At 71.4% G+C, this 26,127-nt stretch carries 13 protein-coding genes and 1 pseudogene; 9 read left to right on the forward strand and 5 right to left on the reverse strand.

Going from position 1 to position 26,127, the window contains the following annotated elements; genetic code table 11:
* Nucleotides 1-305 precede the first annotated feature (305 nt).
* From WMF36_RS22420 to WMF36_RS22440, 5 genes are all read left to right on the forward strand, one after another.
* Nucleotides 306-1,127 carry an SAM-dependent methyltransferase gene (locus WMF36_RS22420; RefSeq protein ID WP_437581673.1) on the forward strand — a complete coding sequence of 274 codons (822 nt, stop codon included), beginning with the start codon at nucleotides 306-308 and terminating at the stop codon, nucleotides 1,125-1,127.
* Between the two features lie 12 nt (nucleotides 1,128-1,139).
* Nucleotides 1,140-2,255, forward strand: a complete 1,116-nt coding sequence (locus WMF36_RS22425; protein ID WP_437581674.1) for a tetratricopeptide repeat protein — start codon at nucleotides 1,140-1,142, stop codon at nucleotides 2,253-2,255.
* Nucleotides 2,256-2,270: 15 nt separating this feature from the next.
* Nucleotides 2,271-2,594, forward strand: a complete 324-nt coding sequence (locus tag WMF36_RS22430) for a hypothetical protein (protein ID WP_437581675.1) — start codon at nucleotides 2,271-2,273, stop codon at nucleotides 2,592-2,594.
* A 24-nt stretch (nucleotides 2,595-2,618) separates the two neighbouring features.
* Nucleotides 2,619-7,976: a trifunctional serine/threonine-protein kinase/ATP-binding protein/sensor histidine kinase gene (locus WMF36_RS22435; RefSeq protein ID WP_437581676.1), complete on the forward strand. Its 5,358-nt coding sequence runs from the start codon at nucleotides 2,619-2,621 to the stop codon at nucleotides 7,974-7,976.
* Nucleotides 7,977-8,182: 206 nt separating this feature from the next.
* Nucleotides 8,183-10,162 (forward strand): protein kinase domain-containing protein, encoded by a 1,980-nt coding sequence (locus WMF36_RS22440; protein ID WP_437581677.1) that lies wholly within the window; start codon nucleotides 8,183-8,185, stop codon nucleotides 10,160-10,162.
* Here the strand turns inward: WMF36_RS22440 and WMF36_RS22445 are convergent.
* The 4 genes and pseudogenes from WMF36_RS22445 to WMF36_RS22460 all read right to left on the reverse strand — a co-directional run.
* Nucleotides 10,105-11,616, reverse strand: a complete 1,512-nt coding sequence (locus tag WMF36_RS22445; RefSeq protein ID WP_437581944.1) for a complex I subunit 4 family protein — start codon at nucleotides 11,614-11,616, stop codon at nucleotides 10,105-10,107. The genes WMF36_RS22440 and WMF36_RS22445 overlap by 58 nt on opposite strands.
* A 2-nt stretch (nucleotides 11,617-11,618) precedes the next feature.
* On the reverse strand, nucleotides 11,619-13,043 hold the full coding sequence (locus WMF36_RS22450; protein ID WP_437581678.1) for a proton-conducting transporter transmembrane domain-containing protein: 1,425 nt from the start codon (nucleotides 13,041-13,043) through the stop codon (nucleotides 11,619-11,621).
* Nucleotides 13,033-16,158, reverse strand: a complete 3,126-nt coding sequence (locus WMF36_RS22455) for a YbcC family protein (RefSeq protein WP_437581945.1) — start codon at nucleotides 16,156-16,158, stop codon at nucleotides 13,033-13,035. Before WMF36_RS22455 ends, WMF36_RS22450 begins: the two co-directional genes overlap by 11 nt.
* Before the next feature lie 87 nt (nucleotides 16,159-16,245).
* A pseudogene (locus WMF36_RS22460) lies at nucleotides 16,246-17,850 on the reverse strand (SulP family inorganic anion transporter); the annotation flags it as partial.
* 530 nt (nucleotides 17,851-18,380) lie between these two features.
* On the opposite strand from WMF36_RS22460, the gene WMF36_RS22465 reads away from it, so the two are divergent.
* The 4 genes from WMF36_RS22465 (at nucleotide 18,381) to WMF36_RS22480 (ending at nucleotide 23,997) form a co-directional block, all read left to right on the forward strand.
* Nucleotides 18,381-18,818 (forward strand): CBS domain-containing protein, encoded by a 438-nt coding sequence (locus WMF36_RS22465; RefSeq protein ID WP_437581679.1) that lies wholly within the window; start codon nucleotides 18,381-18,383, stop codon nucleotides 18,816-18,818.
* A gap of 244 nt (nucleotides 18,819-19,062) precedes the next feature.
* Complete coding sequence (locus WMF36_RS22470) at nucleotides 19,063-19,296, forward strand: MbtH family protein (protein WP_437494317.1); 234 nt, start codon at nucleotides 19,063-19,065, stop codon at nucleotides 19,294-19,296.
* A gap of 112 nt (nucleotides 19,297-19,408) precedes the next feature.
* Nucleotides 19,409-21,250, forward strand: coding sequence for a nitroreductase (locus WMF36_RS22475; RefSeq protein ID WP_437581680.1), 1,842 nt, complete (start codon nucleotides 19,409-19,411; stop codon nucleotides 21,248-21,250).
* Between the two features lie 14 nt (nucleotides 21,251-21,264).
* Complete coding sequence (locus tag WMF36_RS22480) at nucleotides 21,265-23,997, forward strand: protein kinase domain-containing protein (protein ID WP_437581681.1); 2,733 nt, start codon at nucleotides 21,265-21,267, stop codon at nucleotides 23,995-23,997.
* Between the two features lie 44 nt (nucleotides 23,998-24,041).
* Here WMF36_RS22480 and WMF36_RS22485 read toward each other — a convergent pair whose 3' ends face one another.
* Nucleotides 24,042-25,994, reverse strand: coding sequence for a DUF6345 domain-containing protein (locus WMF36_RS22485; protein WP_437581682.1), 1,953 nt, complete (start codon nucleotides 25,992-25,994; stop codon nucleotides 24,042-24,044).
* Nucleotides 25,995-26,127 lie beyond the last annotated feature (133 nt).

Raw genomic sequence — 26,127 nt, forward strand, 5'->3', positions numbered from 1 at the left:
GCGCCCCGTGGCAAACGGTGCGCCGGCGATGCGCCCCGGTGATGCGCCCCCGCGACGTCGACCGCCGTCGCCGCCGTACCGAGTGGACGATGCGGGTCGCGGAGCGGGCGAGCTCGGGGCGAGCGCGCCCGAGGACGGACAGCGCCGCGCGCGGGCCGGGCCGAGGGCGCCCGCGGCGCCGGCGCACGTTCGATTGATCCCGGGTCGATGTCACGTTAGGGAGAAAATGAAGTCATGGGGTCCGGGGGAACGACGATGGATCGCCCCTTCGGCCGACGCGTGGACGCCGGCACAGGGCAGAGCGCATGTCAACCAATGGATCTCTCGTCGTCGTGGGAATCGGCATCCAGTGGGCCGGCCAGACGACCCTCGCAGCCCAGCGCGCCATCCAGCGCGCGGATCGCGTGCTCTTCGCGGTCGCCGACCCGTGGGCCGCGCGCTGGGTGCGCAGCCTGAACCCGGCGGCCGAGTCGCTGCCCTACGGGCAGGGCAAGACGCCGCGACGGTCGATCTACGCCGAGATGGTCGAGCGCATCCTCGCCGAGGTGCGCAAGGGGCTCAAGGTCTGCGCGGTGTTCTACGGGCACCCGGGCGTGCTCGCGAGCGCGGCGCACGAGGCGGTCCGCCAGGCGCGCGACGAGGGGTTCTCGGCCCGGATGCTGCCCGGCATCTCGTCCGTCGATTGCCTCTTCGCCGATCTCGGGCTGGACCCTGGCCGCGACGGGCTCCAGCTCTTCGAGGCGACCGATTTCCTCATCCGGGGGCGGGAGATCGACGCCCGGACGCCGCTCGTGCTGTGCCAGATCGGCGGCGTCGGCAACGCTGGCGTCTTCGACCCCTCGGACGCCGCGCGCATCCGCCGCGGGCTCGAGGCCCTCGTCGAGCGCCTGTGCCAGACCTACCCGGCCGCCCACGAGTCGGTGATCTACGAGGCGGCCGCGCACCCGCTCGCCTCGCCTCGGCTGGACCGGGTGGCGCTCTCGGCGCTCGCGGCGGCGCGGGTGGACGACATCTCGACGCTGTATGTACCGCCGATCGCGCGGGCGGCCGTCGACCTGGAGGTGCTGGAGCGCGTTGGCTGGGACGGCGGCGCCGGAGCCGGGGTGGACTCAACGCTTGTGCACTGATGAGGTGATTTCATGGCAGAAGACAAACAAAACGAAGACAAGCGCAGGCAGCTCAAGAACCTCGCCCAGGAGGGCGAGGTGCGGCGCTTGAACGGCCAGTACACCGAAGCGATCCGGCTCTTCACCAAGGCGCTCAAGATCGACAAGAACTACACGTGGGCCCACGCTCACCGGGGCGCCGCCCACGCGGCAATCGACAACTGGGATCCCTGTCGCGCAGATTTCGAGACGGCGTTGACGCTGAACCGCAACTACGGATGGGCCCACGCCCACTATGGCGACGCTCACCGCAGCCACGCGATCTACCAGCTCGGGGGGACCAAGACGCCCGCCGCGTGGCAGGAGCAGCACGACCTCATCGACGCCGGGATCGAGCACTTCGAGAGGGCCGCCGAGCTGTCGCCGCTGAGCGCATGGACCTTCGCCCACCGGGGCGCCGCGTACACGTACAAGCACTGGCTCGAGGTGATGCCGCGGCTGGCGCCTCGCCTCGGCCTGAACGCGAAGTATGTGCCACGGCTCGCGGCGAGGCCCGCCAAGGACGCACCGACGCTGGCCAGGGAGAGCTTCGACAGGGCGTGCGAGCTCAACCCGCGGTACGCATGGGCCTACGCGTTCAAGGCGTGCCTCCTGGCCCTCATCGCGCGCGAGCAGCCCGACATGAAGCCCGGGCTCCTGGAAGCGCGCGACTGCCTGCTCAACGCGCTCCTGCTCGACGTCAATAGGCGGCTTCTGGTCGACCGCCCCATCGCAGAGCTCCTGAGCTGCGCGGGGACTTACGCCGAGTCCGTCGCCGCAGGGATCAGCGGCGTGGAGAAGAATCCGTCGGATCTCGTCTCGCGCTATTTCGTCGCTGTGGGGCTGGATAAGCTGCAAGACCCCCTCGCGCCGGTGGTCATCGAGCAGACCAGGAAGCTGCTCGAGGCCGCGAGGCGCGAGATCAACACGATGCTCCACGGCCTGGACGTCCTCGATGGCCGGGAAACGGTCGGGATGATGAAGAACCTGCGGGAGAACATGTCCTTCGAAGCGATCGCGCTCGTCGCCTTCGATCCCACGTGGAGTACGCTCCGGGAGAAGCTGCCCCCGCACGCCGACAAGCAAGAGCCCCAAGCCAACGACGACTGAACCACCGGAGGACTCATGGATCGTCTCTTCGACCTGCTCACGGAGCTGAGCATCGACCCCTTCAAACAGGCCGCGTTTGTGGCCGATCGGCAGGATGAGCTGCTCACCGACGAGGAGCGGGCGGCGGTGAGGCAGCCCGGCCCGCCCGAGGTGCAGGCCGCGATCGCCGGCGGCGCGTGGACCCGATGTGCAGGTATCTTCGATCCTGGTCCCGACCCGGAAGAGGATCCCGACCCGCCCGACGCCCCGAGCGACAGCCCCGACGACGGCCAGGCCGACCGGCACGACGCGGCGCAGGGGTCCGGCTGCCACGGCCACGGGCTCGGCGCGCGGATTTGAGCGAGACAAGAGGGGAGCGGAACCATGGAGATCTGCGGCTGCGAGATCCTTGAGCGGCTCCGGGACGGCGCCCGCTCGACTGCCTATCGTGCGAGGCGACGGTCGGACGGGCTCCCGCTGGTGCTCAAGCTGCTGAACGTACAGCACCCATCGCAGGCGCAGATCGCCTCGCTCCGCCACGAGCACGCGATCCTCAGCGAGCTCGCAGACGTGGACGGGATCATCCGCAGCCACGGCGTCGCGGAGGACGGCGGCCGCCACGCCCTCTTGCTCGAGGATTTCGGCGGCTCCTCGCTCAGGGCCCTGAACGTCGCAGGGCACCTCTCGCTCGAGCGGATCCTCACGCTCGCCATCGACGTGACGAGCGTCCTCGAGGCGATCCACGAGCGGCGCATCGTCCACCGCGATCTCAACCCGTCCAATATCGTGATGAACCCGGCCGACGGGCGGGTGAAGGTCATCGATTTCGGCCTCGCCTCGGCGCTCGCGCAGGAGGCGACCGCGTTCACGAGCCCCGGCGGGCTCAAGGGCACGCTGGCGTACATGTCCCCGGAGCAGACCGGCCGGATGAACCGGGCGGTCGACTACCGGACCGACTACTACTCCTTCGGGGTGAGCCTCTACGAGCTGCTCGCCGGCCGCCTGCCTTTCGTGGCGGACGACGTGCTCGAGCTGGTCCACGCGCACATCGCGCGGCAGCCGCCCTCGCCGCGCGCGCTGAACCCGGCGATCCCGGAGGTCGTGGCGGACATCGTGCTCAGGCTGATGGCGAAGAGCGCCGACGATCGCTACCAGTCCGCGCGCGGCATCCGCGCCGATCTCACCGGCTGCCTCGATCAGCTCCGCCAGCGCGGCGCGGTCGCCGCCTTCCCGCTCGCGCGCCACGACCGGTCCGAGCGCTTCCACCTCCCGCAGAAGCTGTACGGCCGCGATGCCGAGGTCGAGCGGCTGATGGCGGCCTTCGAGCGCGCGAACCAGGGCGCGGTGCTCATGCTCGTATCCGGCTACTCCGGCGTCGGAAAATCAGCGCTCATCCACGAGGTGTATCGCCCGCTCACCGCGCGGCGCGGCGTCTTCATCACGGGCAAGTTCGACCAGTACCACAGCGACGCTCCGTACGCGGCGCTGGCGCAGGCCCTCCACGCGCTGGTCGAGCAGATCCTCACGGAGAGCGAGGAGCGCCTCGCGGCCTTCCGCGCGCGGACGCACGAGGCGCTCGGCGAGCGGGCGCGGGTCCTCATCGACATATGTCCGAGCCTCGAGCTCGTGCTCGGGCGGCAGCCCGACGTGGCGGCGCTGCCCCCCACCGAGGCGAGGCAGCGGTTCAGCCAGGCGGTGCGCGACTTCTTCGCGGCGGTCGCCACGCCGGACCACCCGCTCTGCGTCTTCTTCGACGACCTCCAGTGGGCCAACCTCGACGCGCTGAAGCTGCTCGAAGAGCTGCTCTCGACGGCGCAGGATCTGCCGCTCTTCGTGCTCGGCTCCTACCGGGACAACGAGGTCACGGACGCGCATCCCGTCGCGCTGACGGTCCGGGCGATCGAGGCGCAGGGGACGCGCGTGGAGCGGCTCTCGCTCGCGCCCCTGGGGCTGGGGGACGTCACGGCGATGGTCGCCGACGCGCTCGACGCCGCTCCGGTGGACGCGGCCCCGATCGCCGAGCTGCTGCTCTCGCGCACCGCGGGCAACCCGTTCTTCGTGCGCGCGTTCCTGACCTCCCTGTACGCCGACGGGCTGATCGGGCGCAGCGCCGACGGCTTCCGGTGGGATATCGACCGCATCCGCCAGCGCGGGATCACGGACAACGTGGTCGACCTGATGGTGGGCCGGGTGCGCCAGCTCCCGCCGGCGACGCAGGAGCTGCTCAAGGTGGCAGGCTGCCTCGGCGGCGTGTTCGATCTCGGCACGCTCGCGATCGTGGCCGAGCGCTCGGTGGAGGAGGTCGGCCGCGACCTGTGGAGCGCGGCGGCCGAGGGGCTCCTGATCCCGATCGATCCGGTGAGCTCCGCGGTGGAGATGGCGGCCGGAGGGCCAGGCCTGCGCTGCCGGTTCGCGCACGACCGCATCCAGCAGGCCGTGATCTCCATGCTGGACGCCGACGTGGGGCCACGCCTCTACCGCGACGTCGGCCGGCGGCTGCTGCGCAGCGCGAGCGCGGAGGAGCAGGCCCGCCGCCTGTTCGACGTGGTGGGGTTGCTCAACCAGGGGCGGGCGGCGATCGAGGAGCCCGGGGAGCTCGCCGAGCTCGAGCGGCTCAACCTGCAAGCGGCGCGCAGGGCGCTCGAGGCGGGCGCGGGGCAGCAGGCGCTGGTCTACGGTCGGGCGGGCATCGCCCTCCTCGGCGAGCGCGACTGGAGCGACGCCTACGAGCTCGCGCGCGACCTCCACGTGGTCGCGGCGGAGGCGGCCTTCGCGCACGGCGACTTCGAGGCGATGCAGGGGCTGTGCGACGCCGTCCGGCCGAGGATGCGCGGCGTGCTCGACGAGGTCGAGCTCCTCCGGATCGAGGGGCAGGCCCACTACTCGCAGCACCGGCTCGCCGACGCGATCCGGACGTACATCGAGGCGCTGCGGCGGCTCGACGTCGAGGTGCCGGAGAGCCCCGCGCCGGAGGACGTCGACCGGGAGCTCCGCGAGACCGCGGCGGCCCTGGGAGAGCGGCCGCTCGAGGAGCTCGTGGATCTGCCGGAGTGCGGCGACCCGATCGATCGCGCGCGGATGGTGATCCTGAACCAGGTGATCAACATCGCCGGGATCACCGGGATGAGCCTGCTCCCCGTCGCGATTGGCCGCCTGGTGCGGGTGTCGCTGCGCTCGGGGCTCGTGCCCCAGTCCTCCTTCGGGTACGTCCTCTACGCGCTCCTCCTCCTCCGCGGGGACGAGGTGGAGACGGCTTACCGCGTCGCGCGCCTCGCGCTGCGCCTCGCCGACCGGTTGGGGAACAAGGAGTGTCGCGCGCAGACCTATATCTACGGCGGCTTTCACGCGATCCACGTGAAGGTGCCGCTCCGGGAGCTCTCCCCGACGTTCCTGGACGCCTACCGTTCCGCGCTGGAGGCAGGCACCCCGTTCCACGCCGCCGGAGCCGCCGAGACGTTCTGCGTGGTCCGGTTCCTCGCCGGGGACGACCTCGCGATGCTCGCCTCCGACATGGAGCAGTACGCGCACGTCATCGAGAAGCTCCGGCAGACGATGGTCCTCGGCTGGCACCAGATCTACCTGCAGACGGTGCTCAACCTGCGCGGCAAGACCGCCGATCAGGTCGTGCTCGCCGGCCCTGTGTACGTCGAGGCCGAGCGGCTCCCCGCGCAGCGGGCGGCCGGCGACGTCGGCGCGCTGTTCAACCACCACTTCTGCAAGACGCTCCTCTGCTACCTGTTCGGCGAGCACGAGCAGGCGGCCTCGCTCGCGGAGGCCACCGCCCCTTACCTCGTCGCCGCGGAGACGTCCGCGTTGGCCGCCCCGTGGGCGCTGCTCGAGTCGCTCGCGCACCTCGCGGTCCACGACCACGCCGACGAGCCCGCGCGCGAGCGCATCGGCGCGCTCGTGGAGCGGAACATCGCCAAGCTCGAGAAGTGGCGCGAGCACTGCCCGGCCACCTACGAGCACAAGCTGCTCCTCATCCGCGCCGAGCGCGCGCGCGTGCTCGGCCAGGACGACGCGGCCCGCGACGCCTTCGAGCGCGGCGCGGAGCTCGCGGAGAAGAGCGGCTACCAGCACGAGGCGGCCATCGCCCACGAGCTCGCCGGGCGCTTCTACCTCGCGCGGGGCGACCAGAAGCTCGCGCGGCAGCACCTGCGCGACGCGCACGAGGGCTACCTGCGCTGGGGCGCGGTCGCCAAGGCGAAGGCGCTGGAGAAGCAGCACCCGGGGCTCGTGCCGCACGTCGCCTCCGGCATCCTCGCGGCCTCGAAGTTCTCGGAGACGGCCGGCCGCGAGCTCGATTTCAGCGTCCTCGACCTGATCAGCGTCCTCAACGCCTCGCAGGACCTCTCGCGCGAGATCGAGCTCGACCGCCTCCTCGCCCGGCTGATGCAGATCCTCCTGGAGACGAGCGGCGCCGAGGTCGGGTACCTGCTCCTCGAGCAAGGCGGCCAGTGGGTGGTGGAGGGCGAGAAGTCCGTCGATGAGGACGCCAAGGTCCTCCGGTCGATCCCGATAGCCGATCTCGCGCCCCGGGGGCGCCGGGGTCTGCCCACCTCGATCGTCTATTACGTCGCGCGCACGCAGGAGAGCGTCGTGCTCGACGACGCCGCCGCGAACCCCCGCTTCGGGCGCGACCCCCACATCGCCGAGCACGCGGTCGGCTCGGTGCTCTGCTTCCCGCTCGGCCGCCCGGGAGGCCGGCGCGGCATCGTCTACCTCGAGAACAGCCTGGTCAAAGGCGCCTTCACCCCGGCCCGCATGCGCATCCTGCAGATGCTCTCGACGCAGGCTGTCATCTCGCTCGAGAACGCCGCGCTCTACAACACCCTGGAGCAGCGGGTCCAGGCGCGCACCCGGGAGCTGCAGGTGAAGAACGAGGAGCTCGCGGCCACCCTGAAGCGCCTGCGCGAGGCCCAGGACCGCATGATCGTGCAAGACCGGCTCGCCTCGCTCGGCTCGCTCACGGCCGGCATCGCCCACGAGCTCCGGAATCCGCTCAACTTCGTCAACAACTTCGCCGAGCTCTCGGCCCGCCTCATCGACGACATCGGCGGTGACATATCGACCCTCGCCCGGGGGCTCGACGACGGCCGCGAAGAGTACCTCACCGAGGCGCTCGGCGACCTGACGAGCAGCGTGAAGAAGATCGGCGAGCATGGCCAGCGCATGGAGGGCATCATCCGCTCGATGCTCGACCACTCGCGGGGTGAGCGCGGAGAGCGCCAGGAGGTCGACTTCAACACGCTCGTGACGACCTACGTCAACATCGGTTATCACGGCGCCCGCGCGCGCGCCTCATCGGCCGAGATCGCGATCGAGCTCGACCTCTCCCCTTCCATCGGCCAGGTGAGCCTCGTCCCCCAGGAGATCAGCCGCGTGGTCATCAACCTCGTCGACAACGCCTGCTACGCCGTGCGGCGGAGAGACCCGGCGCGCGGACAGGGGTCCTCCCCCCGTATCCGGGTCACGACACGCGATCTCGGCGATCGCGTCGAGCTGCGTGTCCATGACAACGGCGTCGGCATCCCGGCGGGGATCCGGGACAGGATCATGAACCCCTTCTTCACGACGAAGCCGCCGGGCGAGGGCACGGGGCTCGGGCTCTCGATCTGTCATAACATCGTCGTCGAGGGCACCGGGGGCACCCTGACCTTCGAGACGGAAGAAGGGGAGTTCACCGAGTTCATCGTGACGCTCCCGAAGCGCATGTCCGGCCCGGAGCTCGGTGCTGTGTAGGCGCCCTGACCGGACCACCGCGCGGACCCTACAGCGATCCTCCCGCGCCGCGCGCAATGGAGCGCAATGGAGCGCAATGGAGCGCAATGGAGCGCAATGGAGCGCAATGGAGCGCAATGGAGCGCAATGGAAGATGAGGGCTGTAGGGCAGAGCCCGCGCTGCTCCATTGACTCCCGTATGCCACGGCTGTAACATGCGGCCCGCCATGGCAGAACCCATCATCGCCGAGAAATACATGCTGATACGGCATATCGGCGGTGGCGGCATGGGGCAGATCTGGGAGACGGAGGACTTGCGCCTTCAGCGGCGCGTCGCGCTCAAGCTGATGAGCGCCGAACACGTGGAGTCGCCGGAGTCGCGCGCCCGCTTCGAGCGCGAGGCCAAGGCGATTGCGCAGCTCCGCAATCAGCACGTCGTGCACATCTACGATTACGGGATCGACCGCGGGATCGACGAGGAGCGGCCGTACATCGCGATGGAGCTGCTCGAGGGCGAGGATCTCCAGCGCCGCCTCGATAACGTGAGGCGGCTCCCGCTCCGGGCGGTCGCGTCGATCGTGACGCAGGCGGCGCGGGGCCTCGCGTCCGCGCACGCGGCGGGCATCGTGCACCGCGACCTGAAGCCCGGGAACGTCTTCCTCGCCCGGACCGAGGCCGATGAGGTCGTGAAGCTCCTCGACTTCGGCGTGGTCACCATGCTGTCGAGGACCGATGATCTGCGCCTCACCGGCGGCGGCGGCCTCATCGGCACGCCGACGTACATGAGCCCGGAGCAGATGCGCGGCGCCGTCGTGGACCACCGGAGCGACCTCTGGTCGCTGGGCGTCCTCGCCTACTGCGCGCTCACCGGCGAGCTGCCGTTCTCGGCGCAGACGCTCGCCACGCTGGTCATGGGCATCTGCACGGAGCCCTTCCCTCCCCCGTCGAGCCTCGTCCCCGAGCTGTCGCCAGAGCTCGACCGGTTCTTCGAGCGCGCGCTGGCCAAGGACCCGACCCAGCGCTTCCGGTCGGCGCGCGAGATGGCCGCCGCGTTCGCCGCGCTGGCCGCCGGCAACGAGCGGCGCCCGGCCAAGATCCTGATCGCCGACGACGAGCCTGACGTCTCCACCCTCATCAAGCAGTGCTTTCGTCGCCAGATCCGCGAGGGCATCTACAACTTCGTCTTCGCCGAGGACGGCGAGGGCGCCCTCGCCGCGCTCCGCAGCCAGCCCGACATCGATGTCATCCTCACCGACATCAACATGCCCCGCATGGATGGTCTCACGCTGCTCGCCCACATCGGCGATGTGACCCCGCACGCGCGGGCGGTGGTCGTGTCCGCCTATGGCGACATGCAGAACATCCGCACCGCCATGAACCGGGGCGCGTTCGATTTCCTGGTGAAGCCCATCGCGCTCAACGATCTCGAGCTCACGATCGAGAAGACGCTGAAGCAGGTGCGCGAGCTGCGCGACAACAGCCGATCGAGCCGGGAGAACGACCTCCTGCGCACGTTCGCGAGCCCGCTCGCCGTCGAGCGGCTCCGCAGCCCCGACGGCTTCGGGGCGTGCGAGGTCGCGGAGGGCACCGTCGCCTTCCTCGATCTGGCCGGCTTCCACGACGCGGTCCGGGGCAAGCGCGCGGAGGAGACGGTGCGGATGCTGAACGCGAACCTCGATGTCATCGCGCTCGAGCTCTCGATGCGGGGTGGGATGGTCGACAGGTTCCTGGGCGACTGCGTCATGGCCCTCTTCCGCGGCCCCGATCACGTCGCGCGCGCGCTCGACGCCTGCCTGGTCGTGCGCGGGCAGCTCGAGACGCTGGCGCGCCGCGCCGGGGAGACATCGGCCTTCGTCCCCGGCATCTCCATCGGCGTGGCGACAGGCGAGCTCATCATCGCCGAGGTCGGCTCGAGGTCGTGCCGCCGGCTCGACTGCACGGTGCTCGGCGAGGTCGTGAGCGTCGCCGCCCAGCTACAGGCCGCGGCCGAGCGGAATCAGATCCTCGTGAGCGGAGACGTCCACACGAAGGCCGCCGGCTTTCAGTGCGCGCCGCGCGGGCAGCGCGCCTTCGTGGGCGCCACGGGGCCCGTGGAGGTCTTCGAGATCCTCGGCCGTGCGACCGCGGCGCAGGGGGCCGCCGCGGGCGCTCAGGGCGACATCCCCACGCTCGAGATTCGCTCCAGCCGAGCGACGTCGGCCTCCTGAGCGCTGCGCCCGAGGACCCGCTTCACCACCGGCTCGTGCAGCGCGAGCAGCCGCGACGGCGCGACGCCCAGGGCCACGGTCAGCGCCAGGATCGACAGCAAGACGGCCCGCTCGCGGAACAGGAGCGCGGAGATCGCCGCGCCGCTCGCCCGGCCGCGCGGGATCGGGCCCAGGAAGGTGCGCTGGAACGCGCGGAACATCGTGATCCCGTTGAGCGCCGTCGCCCCGAGCATCAGCACCGCGAGCACCGGGTGCACGTGCAGGATCCCGTGCAGGAGGAGATCCTCGCCGATGAACGTCAGCGCCCCCGGGAACCCGATCGTCGCGCACGCGAGCAGCAAGAAGAAGGCGGCCATGCGCGGCGTCTTCGCCACGAGGCCGCCGAGCTCCGCCATGTCCGCCGTGCCCGTGCGCGCCTCGATCGCCCAGACGACCATCGTCACCCCGGTGACGGCGATCGACAGCGCGAAGCTCTGGAGCAACGCGCCGCTCAGGCTCTGCGGGTTCATCGACGCGATCCCGAGGAGCACGAGCCCCTTCTGGCTCGCCACGAGGTAGCCGATCATCCGGCGGAGATCCGTCTGCGTGAGCGCGAGGATCGAGCCGTGCAGGGCGCTGAAGAGCCCCAGCGCGGCGAGGATCGGCATGTCCTCGGCGCAGCTCTCCGGCAGGAGCGGCGCCACGACGCGCACGAGGACGCACAGGCCGACCTGCATCTCGGCGAGCAGGACGGTCACGCCGAGCGGCCCCCGCTCGAGCAGCACGGGCAGCCAGCCGTGGAACGGCACGGCGGCCATGCGCATCAGCACCGAGATGCCGACGAGCGCGAACAGCGGCGACTGCCATTCCTCGGGGATGCCGGCGCGGGCGACCTCCTGGAGGTCGAACGGCAGCGCCACGCCGCGGCGCGCGGCGAGCGCGGCCATGATGCCGAGCGCGAGGACGAGCGGCGCCGTGCCGCCGATCAGGAAGATGCGGTAGGTGCGCCGGAGGAGCTTGTCGGCCGCGCCCCTCCCGGCGATCAGGCGCGCGCCCGGCAGGAACGCGGCGACCCACGCCGCCGCGAGCAACGCGAGGTCGGAGGCGCAGTAGACGCCGAGGATGGCGCTGCCCGTGGTGAGCAGCGCCGTGAGGTTCTGCCGCTCGAGCGCGGCGCGCGGGCCCGCGGCGATCAGGGCGAGCAGCATGAAGCCGAGCAGCGGGAACAGGGTGGCGGTGAAGCCGTCGAGGCCGAGGCGCAGGCGCACGCCGAGGAGCGGCACGGCGGGGCCGATCGCGTCGACCGCGACGCCGCCGGCGGCGTAGAACAGCGCGAGCGACACGAGCGAGAGCCCCAGGGTGAGCGCCGCGCCGGCGAGGGCCACGCGGCGCGCGGCCTCGTCGCTGCGCGCGCGGGAGACGGCCAGCGCGGCGAGCGCGGGCGCGAGCACGGTCGCCGAGAGGAGCAGGAACATGCTCACGAGCGCGCCCCCTTCGTGCTGGGCGCCGAGGCCCCCGCGCCCGCGCGCTCGCCGCGAGCGCCCGCCTCGTCGGCGTCGCCAGCATCGCGCTCGGCGAGGCCGCTCAGCGCCGCGACCCAGCGGCGCTCGAAGCCGTCGATCGCCTGCCCGAGGCGCATGAGCGGCGCGGCGATGAGCCGCTCCTGCAGCGCCTCCAGGTGGAAGCGCTCGAGGGAGAGCCAGTACGCGCGCCGCACGAGCGACGCCGGCAGCACGCGGGCGGCGATCCCGAGGTGCGGCAGCGGCTCGCCGGCGTGCGCGGCCCGGATCTCCTGCGCGTCGCGGAGCGCCGAGGGCGCGCGCAGCATCTGCAGGCACCGCAGGCACGCGTGCGCGAAGAGGTGCACAAGCGCGAGCCGGTAGTACCCGAGCCCGATCTCCACGAACATGATCCCGACCTGCGACATCGTCGCGTACGCGAGCGCGCTCTTCACGTCCGCCTGCGCCCGGCCCACCAGCGTCCCGTAGGCGGCCGTGAGCGCCCCGACGCCGGCCACCGCCGCGCTCGCCACGGGCGAGCGCTCGAGCAGCGGGGCCGCGCGCAGCATCAAGTACACGCCCGCGTGGATCGAGATCGCCCCGTAGAAGAGCGCGCTCGACGGCGTCGGCCCCTCCATGGCGCGCGGAAGCCAGCTCCCGACGGGGAACAGCGCGCTCTTGCCCATCGCGGCGAGGAACAGGCACAGCGCGAGCGCCGTGGCAGCGGAGGCGCTGATCGCGGCGGCGGGCCCGGGCCACGCGGCGCCGCCGAACACCTCGGCGAAATGGGAGGAGCCCGAGATCCCGTGCATCAGCACCAGGGCCACGAGCAGCCCCACGTCGCAGAGCCGGTAGGTGATGTAGACGCGCAGCGCCGCCCGCGCCGGCGCCGCGCGCTCGTGGAAGAAGGCCACGAGGAGCACGCTCGTCGCGCCGACGAGCTCCCAGCCGGCGAAGAGCAGGTCGATGCTCCCCGCGGACACGAGCGCCAGCATGCCCGTCGAGAACAGGGCGAGGAGCAGGAAGAACCGCGCGAACCCCGCCTCGCGATGCAGGTACGCGACCGAGAACCTGCCGGCGATGAGCGCGATGAGCGAGACGAGCACCATCATCGTCGTCGACAGCCGGTCGACGAGCAGGACGATGTCGAACGAGTAGCCCGAGGCCTCGAACCAGCGCCCGAGCTCCACCGAGAGGAAGGCGTGGGGCGCCATGACGGACGAGCCCCAGACGACGAGCGAGGCGGCGAGCGAGAGCGAGAGGGCCGACAGCACGACGCCCGACACGACGCGCTCGCCCGGCGTGCGCAGCAGGAGCAGGTAGGCGCCGAGCGCGGCGAACGCGAGCGCCGGCGAGAGCACGGCGAGCGCGGCGAGCTTGCCGAGGAGGAGGTCAGGCAGCATGGGAAGCGATCTCCGGCGAGGGCCGCGGAGGCGCGGCGGCGGCGTGGACGATGGCGGGCGGGAGGAAGCCGCGCTTGCCCGCGTACCAGTCGGCGGACCGCTGGACCGTGGGCAGAGGGTGCTCCGGGGGCGTGAACGGCGCGAAGGCGCCGCGGGCGAGGTGCGCGATCTGGCCCGTCGCCGGATCGACGCAGACGAGCTGGATCCAGCCGTTGAAGATGAGCTCGCGGAGCGAGGGCTGCCGCGCGCAGATCGCCGCGGCCGTCTCCGTGCTCGCCTCCACGATGACGAGCAGGCGCACCGGCTCGTGGATCTCGATCATCTGCTTGGGCAGGCCGGTGCGCAGATCGCTCAGCGAGCCGTCCATGACGCCGAGCAGCGAGGCGAGGTTGTGCGGGAGCTTGGTCCCGGCGCCGTAGCGGAGGTTGTCGACGCGGGAGAAGTAGTACTCGAGGTTGATCCCCGCCCCGACAGGACCGGCGGAGAGCAGGACGCGCTCGAGGATCGCGCCGGAGGGGTCCTGGGCCGGGTCGTACGAGACGAGGAACGCCCGGCGGTCGAGGAACAGCCCGCGGGTGAGCTCGCGGTGGCCGACCACGCAGACGGCGTTCGTGGCGTGGCCGAGCTCGGGCCGGGCCTCGCTGAGGTCCACGGCGCGCGCCTCGACGTGCGCGAGCGCCCGCTCGGGGCTCAAGCGCTCCGAGGCCGACGCGAAGCGACGGCAGCGCTCGTGCGCGTGCCGCTTGCGCGCCTCGCCGAGGGCCTCGATGAGCGCCGCGATCTCGCCGCGGTGCGACGCCGGCGCGAGGTGCTCGTCGTAGAAGACGATCTCCTCCGTCGTCGTGTTGTTCATCCCGCCGAGGAAGAAGGTCCCGTCCGGGATGTCGATGCCGCGCGCGGCCAGGAGCGCGCGCACCTCCCGGTCGTTGGCCATGGCGGCGAACAGGCGCGCGTTCGGGCCGCCGTGCCGGCCGCCGCACGCGCCGCAGTCGTACGCGGACTGGTGCGGGTTGTTCACGCTGGCCGCGCCGTGGCCGAGCACCGCCACGATCGGCGCGAAGCCCCGGGTGAGCCCCATGCTCTCGAGCGTCGCCGCCACCCTGGCGGCCTTCTCGGAGGCCGTGAACGGCGCCCCTCCGCTGCCGGCCGGCTCCCCGTCCTCGTGCGGGCTGCGGAGGTGGGTCGGCACCGCCGGCAGGAGGCGGCGCTCGATCGCGCGGCGCAGCCGCGCGGCCCCCCTCGGGAAGAGGATGCGCCCGACGAGAGGGATCGTGGAGAGCAGCCCGAGGGTCGGCGTGAGCAAGAGGCCGCGCGAGAGGGTCCGCGTCCCGTGCCCGAGCGCGTGGACGAGGCGCGCCCAGCGCCTGCGGCGCCCCTTCCGGAGGAGCCCGGCGTCCTCCTCGCGGGGCCGCTCGACGATCTCGTGCGCCGGCTCGACGCCGACGGGGCACAGGCTCACGTGGCCGGCGTCGTCGAGCCCGCGGTACCGGATCGGCACGCCGAAGAACCCGGCGAAGCCGAGGGTCTCGTGCCGCGGGGAGAGCTCCTCGAAATGCCGCCGGAGGCCCTCGCAGCGATCGTCGATGCAGAGCACGACCTGGAACCGAGGATCCACGACCGCGCGCTCGTCCGCCGGGCGCCGCAGGTTCGCCGCGATGCCGTGCAGCACCTCGACCCGGTGGTGACGCTCGTAGGCCTCGTGCAGGAGGCGCCGCCGCGCCACCTCGTCGAGCGCCTCGAGCGCCTCGATCGCCCAGACGCGGTCCGCCGCCGGGAGCGGCTGGATCTCTGCGACCGAGAGCCCCGCGAGCTGCGCGAGCTGGAACAGGCGGAACGGCCGATCGCAATCGGGCGAGCGTCGCGGCGGCTCGGCGTGCCTCGCGGCGCGCCGGGCGTGCTCGACGAGCCCCGCGAGCGGCCCCTCGAACCCGAGCCTCCGGCGCGCCACGTCGCGCAGGGCGTACCGGGCGAGGGTCAGGCGCACCGCGAGGTACTCGAGCAGCGACGCGGGCGGCGAGCCCCGCGGCCGGTCGCCCGGGGTATGCTCGAGGCGGTGGATCAAGCCCGCCCAGCCCGGCAGCTCGAGCAGGACGCGCGTCACGTAGCCTTCCCATCGATCCTCCGCGACGCCGAGATCGCGCAGGGCGGCGACGACGATGGCGGCGGGCGGCGCGCTCGCTCCGAGCCGGCGGAGCTCCGCGCCGAGCCCGGCGAAGTGCGCGCCGGCCGGCGTTGATCCCTCCAGCACGAGGCCGCGGAACGCGCGAAAGAGCCCCTGCGCGCGGTCCGGCATCGCCCAGTGCGCGACGCCCTCGTCGAGGTAAGCGCCGAGGAGCCGGATGAAGAGCGGGTCGATGAGCTCGGCCGGATCTTCCCCCGTGAGCGCGAGCAGCAGGTCGCGGTGCGATCGATCGACCCCCACGCGGTCGGCGAGCGGCCGTTCGGCGGGCGGCGCGGGCGGCAGCGGCACGCTGCGGCACGCATTCCAGAGGGCGAGCGCGGCGCGGGACTCCGGGTCGCGACCGCCCTGATCGAGGAGGCGCGCCGCGGCGTCGGGGCGGTCGGCGAGCCAGCGCTCGGTCTTGACGATGAGGCGGCGGTACGGCTCGGTCGGGAGGTCGGGCCGGAGCCTGCGCGTCTCTCCCGCCTCGGCGATGCGCCACCGGAGCCCCGCCTCGGTGACGGTCTCGATGCCGAAGCGCAGCGCGAGGCGCTCGATCCCGTTCCGTGACAGCGGGCCCCGGCGCTCGTCGGGCCTCTCGGCGAAGCGCTCGGCGAGCGCCGCCTCGATGTCCTGGTCGTCGATCCGACCTGACGCGATGTGCGCGCGGTACTCCGCCTCGGAGAGGAACGGTTCTGCCTCGAACAGCGCGCTCGCCGCGGCGAGCGCGTCGTGGAACGGCAGGTGCTGGAACGCGTGCAGCGTGTTGTGGTGGACGAACACGCCGATGGGCCCCTGCGCTGGCAGGAGGTGACCGGCGTGCTGGAGGAGGGTGCGCAGGCGCTCTTCTGGAGCTTCGTCTGCGCCGGACTTCGCACTTGGCTCGTTCATGTCAATCGTACGATGGTGATTATCCCTCCAGATGCGCTGCGCGCACGCGGATCTTTCGCGCATCTCGCCCGCACCGTGCGGGCTCAACGGCTTATCCTTCTCATCCTCCTCATCATCATGCGCCCGGGGAGGCGGCTTCTCCTTCCGCTTCCGCTTCCGCGCAGAAAGTGGGTGCGAGGACATCGGGCCGTGGTCGTCGAGGCCTGAGAGCGTCAGCGCCCGCCCCTCGCGCGCGAGGCTGGCCTTGAGATCGTGCAGGTTGGCCATGACCGTGTGATCGACAAGACCGGTGTCGGCGAGATCGATCTCGATGGCAGGGGTGCCCGGGTGCCGCGCGAGCCTCCGTTTGATCGAGAGGTAATTGCTGAAGACGGCCGCCTGCTTGACGCGCAGCACGACCCGCCCGCCGTCGACGTGCTCCTCGAGACCGGGCCGGAAGAGGTTGCGGAGCGGCGCGCCGTTGAGCACGTGGATGAGCATCTCCACGGCGATGCCGGCCGCGACCCCCACGAGCAGATCGGTCGCGATGGTGATCGCGGCGGTGGCGACGAAGACCACGAGCTGCTCCTTGCCGATGCGGAACGTCTTCACGAGCTCCCCCGGAGACGCGAGGCGGATGCCCGTGAACGTCAGCATCGCGGCGAGCGCGGCGAGGGGGATCCGGTGGATGAGCCCCGGCGCGAAGGCGACGAAGAGCAGGAGGAAGGCGCCGTGGAAGAAGTTCGAGAGCCGGCTCCTCGCGCCGTAGCCGAGGTTGGCGGAGCTGCGGACGATCTCCGAGATCATGGGCAGCCCGCCGAGCAGGCCCGCGACGAGGTTGCCGAGGCCGGTGGCGAGCAGGTCCCTGTCGAGGTCAGGGCGGCGCCGCTCGGGATCGAGAGAGCTGACCGCCTTGGTGGACAGCAGCGACTCGATACTTCCCACCATGGCGAACATCAGGACGTACTTGATGGACGCGGGCGAGGTGACCCGGCTGAAGTCCGGGAAGACGATCGCCTGCGCCAGGCTCCCCGGCAGGTTGACGAGGAACTGCGGCCCGATCGTGTAAATCGAGCCCGTCAGCGGGAGCGTGTACGTGTGCTCGTGCTCCAGGTCGAAGGCGAGCGCGAGCGGCATCGAGGCCGCGAGCACGAGGAGCGGCGCGGGGATCTTCTGCATCCATGGCGCTCTCCTGGCGAGCGCCGGAGTTCCGAACAGGAGGACGAGCGACAGGACGCCTATCAGGGCGATCTCCGGGTTCAGCCGGAGGACGCTCGCCGGGATCTCCAGCAGCAGCTGGAGCGGCGCTCTGGCGGTCGGGGTGACGCCGAGGAGCGTGTGAATCTGCTTCGAGCAGATGATGATCCCGATGGCCGCGAGCATGCCGTGCACCACCGAGGAGGGGAAGAGATCGCCGAGGGTGCCGGCGCGCGCGAGCGCGAAGGCGATCTGCACCACGGCGGCGACGGCGATGCAGGCGAGCGCGCGGCGATAGCCTGTCGCGTTGTCCCCGCCGCCGAGCTCCTGTACCGCGCCGAGCGCGATGACGATGAGCCCCGCGGCCGGGCCCTTGATGGTGAGCGGCGCGCTGCCGAGCCAGGTGGCGACCACGCCGCCGATGACGGCGGTGAGCACGCCTGCGATGGGGGGAAATCCGCTCGCCATGGCGATGCCAAGCGAGAGCGGTAGAGCGATCAAGAAGACGAGGAATCCTGCGACGAGATCGCTCTTCCACGTCAATGGGTCCGGTGCTTGTGGATCCGGGATCTTCGGCATGGGCTTGGTGGTATTCGACCTTCGGGCGCGCGGGCAGGACGTGAGTCCCGCAGCCGCTGCGCCGACCGCTGGTACGTTGTCGTCCAGGCTCGTCCAGGTTCGTCGCTCACGTGGCCAGCGCGCCAGCGAGCCTCTGAGATGGCTCGCCTCCACGCCGGTCTCTCCGCGGCGGACCTCGGATGAACTTGGGCGACGCGGTACTAGGAAACGAGGTGGACGGTTTCCAGTCCCGGGTCAGGCGATATTTCAGAAATGTTTCCTGAAGCACCCACGTCCAACTATTCCACTGTCAACGCATCGGCGCCGTGATCGTACGACCACGTTGCACGCGCTGGTGGACGGGACGCCGCCGCGCGCGCTCAGCATGGGCGCCCCCTCCCCGTCCGCGACCCACGTTGAGGCGAGCGCGGCCGTGAAGCGCGAGAAGCCAGGCTTCCAGGTGAAAAGAAGCCGAAAAATCTGCGCGCGACCCGGTCCCACCGCTCGATTCTTTGTCATGCTTCCGGCTGGGTCTAGGTAAGGAGGCAACGATGGACAGCGTCGGCGAAATCCTCAACAGGAAGGGTCGGAACGTCTACACCATCTCGCCGGAGGCGACAGTCGTCGAGGCCGTGCAGTCGATGTGCGCGCGACACGTGGGCGCGCTGCTCGTGAGCATCGACGGGTCCCCGAGCGGCATCATCAGCGAGCGGGACGTGATGACGCGGGTGATCCTGGCCCGGCGCGATCCGGCGACGACCCCGGTCGCCGGGGTGATGACCTGCGAGGTCGTCTGCGTCGAGCCGAGCACGACGGCGCGGCAGGCCATGGCGGTCATGACCGAGCGGCGCTGCCGTCACCTGCCGGTGGTCCAGGACGGGCGGGTGGTCGGGATGATCTCGATCGGCGATCTCGTGCACTGGGCGAGCCGAGAGCAAGAGGCCGAGATCAAGATGCTGACCGAGTACGTGCAGGGGGTCTACAGCTGAGCGCCCCGGTGGGTGGCCGCCTTGCATGATCTCGGCTGGCGGCTCGGATAGGGGAGTCGAGCCACCGTCCATCGGTTCGCCGACATCATGCCAGGACATGGGCATCGACCCCGGCATGACGCCGTATTGGGCCGGAGACGGCCTGATCCTGCGATGCGCGCTCCGAGATTCGGGCTCGCCTGCGCGAGCGCCGAGGTTATGGTGCGACCCCGCGGCGCAATCGGGCCGACCCTCGGAGGTGAAGATGAGCCAGGAAGAGCGGCAGGACGCAGCCACCTATCGCGTCGTCGTCGATCACGAGAAGCAGTACACCGTCTGTCCGGTCGAGCGCGCGATCCCGCGCGGGTCGCGGGAGGCCGGCAAGCAGGGCTCCATCATGGAATGCCTCGCTTATATCGAGCAGGCATGGGCCTTACCGATCCATCGAGAACGACACATTCAGCCTGGAATACCCGTGCAACGCGAGGCTGGAACCTGATGGCGCGCCCCGCCGAGCTCATCTCGAAAGACAGGGGACCCAGCGGAAGAGCTCGCTCGGTCCGGTAGCGGCGCCCCGGGCCGCTGCTACCCTGTGTCCGCTGAGCGGCCCCATGTCCAGAAGCCCCGTCGAGCGCGCGCTCTCGTATCACACGCGCACAAAGCATCACCTGAGGCGTTATGCCCGCGCCCTGGGCCACCTGGACTGGAGCACGCAGCCCGATCCATTCCGCACCTTCGAGGGCGCCCCGGAGGTCCTCTTGCCGCTCCGCGCCGGCGGGGTCGCCGCGTCGTACAGGGACCTCTACCGCCCCGGCGCGGTGCCGCCCGCCGCGGTCGAGCTCGGATCGATCGCGGCCCTCTTCGAGCTCTCCCTCGGCCTCTCCGCCTGGAAGGAATACCGAGGCTCGCGCTGGGCGCTCCGGTGCAACCCCTCGAGCGGGAATCTCCACCCGACCGAGGGATACCTGCTCTCGGCGGGCGCCCCCGGCCTACCTGCGGGCCTCTATCACTACGTGAGCCGCGACCACAAGCTCGAGCGCCGGTCCACGCTGGATGCCGGAGCCTCCCGCGCGCTCTCGGAGCTCCTCCCCGCCGGCGGCTTCCTCGTGGGGCTGAGCTCCGTCCACTGGCGCGAGGCGTGGAAGTACGGCGAGCGGGCGTTCCGCTATTGCCAGCACGACGCAGGTCACGCCATCGCCGCCGTCCGCTATGCCGCGGCCGCGCTCGGCTGGTCCGCCGTGCTGCTCGACGACCTCGGCGATCCCGAGCTGTCCGCGCTGCTCGGCCTCGATCGGGACGCGGACTTCGCGGGGATCGCGGCGGCGGATCGCGAGCACCCGGACGCCGCGCTGCTCCTCGTGCCCGCCGCGCCGCTGCGACGAGAGGAGGCGCTCTCGGCCGCCCGGACGGCCTCCGCGCGGGCGGCGGAGCTGACCCGCCTCGCCGGCGAGGGCGCGTGGGCCGGACGGGCGAACGCGCTGAGCCCGGGCCACGTCGACTGGGAGGTCATCGAGGACGTCGCCCAGGCCACCTGGAAGGCCCACACGGAGGATCCGGCCGCCGTCCTGGAGGGCGAGCTGCCCCCGTTGCCTGACGTCGGCGGAGGCACCCTTGCGTCCGAGATCATCCGGACGCGGCGGAGCGCCTCCGCGTACGACGGCCGCACGTCGATCGGCGCCGAGACGTTCTACGCCATGCTCGACCACCTCCTCCCCCGCCCCGGCGTGCCCCCGTGGGACGCGCTCCCGTGGGCGCCGCGGGTGCACGCGGTCATCTTCGTTCACCGCGTCCGCGGCCTCGCCCCGGGCCTCTACGCGCTGGAGCGATCCGAGGCCGCGCACGAGGGGCTGAGGGCCGCGCTCGCGCACCCCTTCGCGTGGGAGAAGCCGGAGGGGTGTCCGGATCACCTGCGGCTCTATCGCCTCTCCGAGGCCGATCTCCGGAGCGCCGCGCAGATCGTGAGCTGTCATCAGGAGATCGCCGCCGAAGGCGCGTTCAGCCTCGGGATGGTCGCCGACCTCGGCGCCACGCTCCGGGAGCGCGGCGCGCCGTGTTACCGCCGGCTCTTCTGGGAGGCCGGCGTCCTCGGCCACGCGCTGTACCTCGAGGCCGAGGCCGCGCGGGACAGCGGCGGCCGGGTGCGCGCGACAGGCATTGGCTGCTACTTCGACGATGTGTTTCACGAGCTGTGCGGCATCGCCGGCGACGACTTCCAGAGCCTCTATCACTTCACCGTCGGCGGCCCCGTCGAGGACACGCGCCTGATGACGCTCGCCCCTTACGAGCACCTCGAGAGCGCACGGCTTCCCGCGTCCCCTTCCCCGGCGCACCGCCCACGTGAATCGACCCAACCCGCAGCGGCCGTCGCCCCTGTGGCGGGGGCCGGCGGCGTTGACAGCGATATCGGTCTTTGCTCCTATGGCCAATCCACTCGGAGCGGCGCGCGCGTCTGAGGACGGCCGGGGGCATGGTGGGCACGGGTCAAGACATCTCGGACGCGGAGCCGACCCAGACGGCGATCATGGGCAAGTACCGGCCGATCGCGAAGCTCGGCCGGGGTGGGATGGGGGACGTGTTCCTGGCGAGCGCGCGGGGGCCGGGGTCGTTCAACAAGCTCGTCGTCGTCAAGCGCCACCGCGGCGTGGGCGGAGACGACGAGAAGTTCGTCGCCATGTTCCTCGACGAGGCGAAGCTGTCGGCGCGCCTCAACCACCCCAACATCGTCCAGACCTACGAGGTCGGCATGGACGAGGCCGGCTACTTCACCGTGATGGAGTATCTGGAGGGCCAGCCGCTCAACGGGATCATGAAGGCGGTGGTTCAGGGAGAGCCGGGCGCAGCAGGCTTCAAGCGCGGCGTCTGGGTCCGGATCGTCGCCGACATGCTGAGCGGCCTCCATCACGCGCACGAGCTCTGCGATTACGACGGCACGCCGCTCGGCATCGTCCACCGCGACGTCTCCCCGCACAACATCTTCGTCACGTACGACGGCGCGGTGAAGCTCCTCGACTTCGGCATCGCCAAGGCGTCCATCAACACGAACCACACCGAGACCGGGAAGCTGAAGGGCAAGACGTCCTACATGGCGCCCGAGCAGGCCGTCGACAGCGCGGGGATCGACCGGCGGGCCGACATCTTCGTGGCCGGGATCGTGCTCTGGGAGCTCCTCACGCGGGAGCGGCTCTTCGGGGGCGACGCCGTGAGCGCGCTCTGGAAGCTGGCGGCCGTGGACGAGATCCAGCGGCCCTCGCTCGTCCACCCGGACATCCCGCCGGCGCTCGACGCCATCGTCGCGAGGGCGCTCGAGCGCGACCCGGCGAAGCGGTTCGCGACCGCGCAGGAGATGCGCGCGGCGCTCGAGGACTACCTGCATGGGGCGGGCGAGGACGCCGGCTCGGACGAGATCGGCGCCACGATGCTGGGCATGTTCGCGGAGCGCCGCGCCAGCATGCAACGGCAGGTCAGGGCGTACATCGAGCAGAGCTCGATCCGTCCGAGCGCGCTCCTCTCGCCCCGCCTCTCCTGCACGAGCTCGATCGAGGGCGCAGACGGAGGGCGCCTCCTGGCCATGCCCCCCCTCGATGAGGAGCTCGGGCAGAGGACCCCTGGGCCGCCTGGCCAGAGGCGCGCCACGTCCGACTCGACGAGCCTCAAGTCGACCCTCCCCACGGCTGCCACGCCTCAGCAGCGCAGCTACCTGATCGGGGCGCTCGGCGTGGCCGCCCTGGTCGCCGCGGTGGCGATCTCCACGCGCCGCCCGGAAGGGCAGGCGCGCTCGGCCGGCTCCGGGGCGGCCGTGCTCGCCGGGTCGACCGCTGCCGGGTCCGCCGCGGCCGCGGGCGCCGGCTGCACAGGGGCGCTCCGCATCCGGATCACGACGGGCGAAACAGGGCCGACCGCCGACGTCGCGCCGGCGTACAAATACGGAGTCTACGACTACCTGCGTCACCTCAACGACAGTCAGGGAGGGCTCCGCGGCTGTCCCATCGACGTCGACATGAAGGACGCGCAGTACGACCCGGCCAGGACGGAGGAGGCCATCGAGGCGTGGCGGCGGGAGCCGGCGTGGAGCGAGGTCTCCACGCTGTTCATCTTCGGCACCGGGCCGACCACCCGCGTCGCGCCGAAGCTCGCGGAGGAGAAGAAGCTCATCATCCCCGGCTCGTACGCCGGCTCGCTCGCCACGCCGGTGCCGATCTCGGCGGACGTGCGCTACGCCGAGTTCAACGCTCTCGGACACAGCCTCTCGGCGACCGAGCACAAGACGAGCCCCGGCTATCCGTACATCTTTTTCCCGGCCACGGACTACTCGACCGGGATCCGCATCGGGATGAAGGCCGCCTGGAAGATCGCGCCCGGGCGCATCGCGATGGTGCATGACACCATCGACAGGTGTCTTTACTGCGTCGACCCGCTCGCTGCGGGCAAGTCGTACGTGGAGCACCTGCCTGGCATGCTGCTCGGCGAGGATCTCCTCGTTCCCCAGACGTCCTCCCCCGAGGACGAGGGGCTCATCGTCGACGCGGTGACCCGCTACGTGAAAAGAGAGATCGAGAAGAAGACGGCGGACCCGTCCTACGTCCCGGCGAGCTGGTTCTGGGCCGGCAACACCGTCCTCTCTTCGGCCTTCGTCGGGAAGGGCGCCGCCGCCGCGCAGAGGCTCGTCGATCGGGCGTTCCCGGAGAAGGAGCGCTGGCAGCTGCGCGTGATGGCGAACAACTGGGGCATCGGCGAGCGGACGCTGTCGCTCTGCGGGGCCGACTGCGCTGGCATCTTCTACGGCCTGTTCCCGGTCCCGATCTACGGTGACACCCAGCATTCGAGCGGGATGGCGGAGATGCTGCGGATCCACCGGGCGTACCGGGAGAAGGACGACCACCCGCTCGACCGGTATCAGGACCAGTTCTACGTCCAGGGCCACGCGGCGGCGCTCATGTGGCGCAAGGCCGTCGAGCGGGCCGTCGACGCGGGGCACGAGCGGCCGACGGGAGAGGACCTGAAGGACGCGCTCGAGTCGTTCCAGAACGTGGTGCTCGACGGGATGACGGCCGGGCCGATCTCGTTCAGCCCGACCGACCATCGACCGCAGTCGAACGAGTCGGTGTACGCGATCCGCGCGAGCGGGGATGCGGGGGGCGTGGCGTTCCGGTTCGTGGACTACTATTCCATCGAGCTCGATTCGAAGTGGCGTGGCTACTGAGCCGAGCCCGCGGGATCCAGGGATGAGCCTGGACGACGCGGCGCTCAGGTAGGTCCGGCGATCCGCCAGAACCCGATCCTCGCGGCGCCCCGGAGATCCGGGCCGACCGGGCCCTTGCCCCAGAAGTGATCGTCGTAGTTGGGGAGTGTCCAGTCGTGACCATAGACCCCCATCACCGCGTAGGTCACCTTGTCGTCGGGCTGGATCTCGATCGCCGTCGTCGCCCACGCCTGCCGCACCGGCGCCGGGCTCTTGTCGTCCAGCAGGTAGCTCGCGAACAGGGAGCCCTCGGTCGTGTCGTCGAACGACTCGGTCGCATACCCGAGCAGGAGGTGGAGGCCGTCGAACGCGCCCGACCACCGGACACGCCAGGCGCCCGCGTCGTCCTGCAGCGGGCCGCAGGCGGCGACCACCATCCACTCCAGGTTGGAGTTACCCCAGTGAGCGTCGCTGAAGTGAAGGAACCGATCGTTCATGGCGCTGCAGAACATGAACCCGACGCCGTTCGCGTGCCCCGTATAGAACGTGAGATCGACCGAGTCCGCGAACGACGCGTCCTGGCCCCCCAGCGCCGGATCCTTGAAATCGACCTCCCACGCGCGGAGCTCACCCCAGTTGAAGCGCTGCTGGACCCCTCCCTCCCGGAAGCCCTTCAGGAGCCCGTCGACGTTCGCCGCCGAATGATCGAGGCCGCCGCAGAGCCCGACCCACTCGGCGCCGACCATGGCGCGCCCCTCGTCGCCCGGAGACGACGGGGAGGGGCTCGGCGACGGGGGCGGGCTCGGCGCCGCGGGCCCCGCCGTGCGCGCGAACGAGAGCGGCCGCGCCGCCGTGGCGACAAGGCCGTCGGCGTCCGTGACATAGAGAGAGAGCGTCTCCGTCTCGCCGCGAAAGCCCGAGCCGCCCCGCGCGATCCGCACCGCCCTGCCGTCTGCGCCGGCAGGAGCGAGCGAGCGCGCCGAGGATACCCACCTGTACGTGTAGGGAGCAGTGCCCCCGGCGACGCTCGCCTCCGCAGAGACGGTCTCGCCGTCCACACGCACGGTGATCGCGGCCCTCGGAGCGTCGACGACGGCCGGGACGATCGCCTTGCGGACGTCCATCACCTCACCGCCGACGCGCCGCCTGGCGCTGCACACGAAATGGGGGAGGATCCGCCGCACCTCGCGGGAGAGCGGCGGCGCGTAATAGACGAGCTCCGGCTCGGCCGCGATCACCGCGCCGCCGCCCAGCGCGCGGGCGCACAGCGCCGGGGCCTCGGAGGCCGGGACAATCGCGACGTCCTCCCCGCGCTCGAGGTCGCGACGCGCGTAGATCAAATGGGTCACGGCGCCCTCGGCGTCGAACGTCACCCGGACCTTGGCGCCGGGGCCGATCAGCCGGAGCCCCTCGGCCTGATCGCGAAAGCTCACCTGCGTGTCGAGCTCGGCCCGCGCCACGTAGCGCCCCTCGATGTCGATCGCCTCGAAGAGCGAGTGGCCCACGGCGATCTCGCGCCCGACGGGCAGGCGCGCGCCTTCCAGCGCGGCCCACGCCCGCGCCGCCGCGTCCTGCTCCGGGACGACGCGCAGCGCCGCGAGCGCCTCGAAATCCAGGGCGTCATCGCCCGGCGCCGTGGCGAAGCCGCGCTCGTCGCGGAACCCGCGCGCGGGCGGGCCGGCCTTCGTCGTGGGCAAGCGCTGGAACCGCGCGCGATCGAGGTAGCGAATCGCGCCGTCGGCCCCGATCGAGGCGCCGCCCCGGAAGTTCTCCTCCGCGAGCCCGAGCGCGCCGACAAGCGCGGACGCCCGCGCGACATCGGCGCTCCGGCCGATCACGCGGTAAGCGGGCAGGAAGCTCGCCCTCGCCCACGCCCGCGTCAGAGCGGGCGCCGTGCCGGACGCACCGTCACCGGCGCTCTCCGGGAGATCCTCGCCGGCGTCGCGGCCGCTGCACCCCGCGACGCCGAGGGTCATGACGAGAAAGATACCCAACACCCCACCCGGTGATCTCTTCACGAAAGTCCCCCTTTCCCTTCGGTTGCGGCGAGGCTCGGCGCGCAACTCCAGAGGAGCGATCTCGCAGGGAGCCTGCGCGCGGCGCTCCCGGCCCGCGACGCGGCCCCCCACATTGCAGGACCCAAGCCACCTC

The sequence above is a fragment of the Sorangium sp. So ce887 genome (assembly GCF_051521455.1).
GTDB lineage: Bacteria > Myxococcota_A > Polyangia > Polyangiales > Polyangiaceae > Sorangium.